This is a genomic window from Salegentibacter sp., assembly GCF_041642575.1.
Taxonomy (GTDB): domain Bacteria; phylum Bacteroidota; class Bacteroidia; order Flavobacteriales; family Flavobacteriaceae; genus Salegentibacter.
This window is the reverse complement of the sequence record NZ_JBEPWD010000076.1, coordinates 1-1,661: the sequence shown is the minus strand read 5'-3', so window position 1 is coordinate 1,661 and position 1,661 is coordinate 1. Positions and strand designations below refer to the sequence as shown.

General features: G+C 39.5%; 2 protein-coding genes. One reads left to right on the top strand and one right to left on the bottom strand.

Features of this window, described 5'->3' with window-relative positions; genetic code table 11:
• Positions 1-614: ROK family protein (locus tag ACESK1_RS10360; RefSeq protein WP_372920111.1), on the bottom strand; the 614-nt coding region annotated here is incomplete at its 3' end.
• Between the two features lie 232 nt (positions 615-846).
• On the opposite strand from ACESK1_RS10360, the gene ACESK1_RS10355 reads away from it, so the two are divergent.
• Positions 847-1,661: acyltransferase family protein (locus ACESK1_RS10355; protein ID WP_372920110.1), on the top strand; the 815-nt coding region annotated here is incomplete at its 3' end.

Here is a 1,661-nt window from a genome sequence, read left to right as displayed (position 1 = left end):
GCATCGTTTAAAATCACTACCGGTTGCCGGAATTTCTTTTCAAACTTTTCCTTTAAAGACTCGGGTTCCTGTTCACTTAAATAATAGGTGAAGTTTTTACCGGCTTCAGCAGAAACAAGGCCGGGCATGCTAATGCCTACTCCCATGAGGTCGCTCATTTCTATTTTAGCCGATTTAAGCAGATTTTGAGACTGCTCAAATAGGAGATCCACGATATTGGAATCGGGGGAGATTTCGCTGGTTAAGGTGCTTTCCTTAACAATGCTATGGTTGTTGTCTATTATTGCCAGTTTTATTCTGAAGCGTTCAATGTGGATGCTAAGCACAAAAAAGGAATGCTCCTGCATCCCATAAAGATCCGGTTTTCGTCCACCTTCAGATTTTCCCCTGCCGGTTTTGGATACAATCCCATCCTCCATCATTTGATTTAAAAGAGACATAGAGGTTGGTAAGCTCACATTAAACCTACTGCATATTTCAGCATTGGAGGTATGTCCGTTTAAAAAAAGATGTTTTACGATTTTTAGCTTTTGCAGATATTTTTTGCGCTCTACATTGCTGATATGGGAAAGTTTTTCTTCCTCTATGAGAAAATCCTGTAGTTTTTTTGGCATTTGTGGTTTTTTGTTTGGTTTGAATTAAAGAACTGACGCTAAATTTAAATTCTTTTTGAAAGGAAGTCCCTAATTCAAAATTAAAAATAGATAAAAAAAATCTCCTGAGAAATACTTTTTTAATTTTTTTACAAAAGATTATTTATTTAAATGAAATTTATATTTTTAGGGAATGAAATGTAGACTGAATTTAGAAAGATGAGGCTGGGTTTGTGAAATAAAAGTTAAAATTATGATTCTTAATGCTGTAGTAGTCCCTGGAAAATCCCACCGCTATTTTGCACTGGATATTCTGCGCGGAATGACCATCGCTCTAATGATCCTGGTAAACACCCCGGGAAGCTGGTCTCATATTTATGCGCCTTTCCGGCACGCCGCATGGCATGGTTTTACGCCAACCGACCTGGTTTTTCCTGCTTTTCTTTTTGTAGTAGGAAACGCGATGAGCTTTAGCCTTAAAAAGTATGAAACGGTTTCAGAGCAACATTTTCTCAGGAAAGTTTTTAAACGGAGCCTCCTGATTTTCGTGATCGGCTTGTTCCTAAGCGCCTTTCCCTTTGTGTACCGATCCGGAGGGGAACTTGTATTAAAAGATCTAAGCAATATGCGTATTATGGGTGTGCTGCAACGCATCGCGCTTTGTTATTTATTCGCCTCGCTGATTATTCATTATTTTAAGCTGAAAAAATCCCTGATCATAGGTGCGATAATCCTCCTTGGTTACTGGGGCATTATGTGGTTTTTTGGCGATGCTCCCGATCCTTACGGGCTTAAAACGAATGCAGCCCTTAAATTTGACAGGATGATCTTTCCGGAAGAGAACCTTTGGAAAGGATTTGGAATCCCATTTGATCCTGAAGGGCTCTTAAGTACCCTGCCGGCTATCGTGAATGTTATTTTTGGATATGCCGCCGGAGTTTTTATTCAGAAATGGGGAAATAATCTGAGGACGGTTTGGAAACTGGCCGTCGCAGGGGTTGTGTTTATTGGGATAGGTCTCTTGTGGGATATTTATTTCCCTATAAATAAAGGAATTTGGACCAGTAG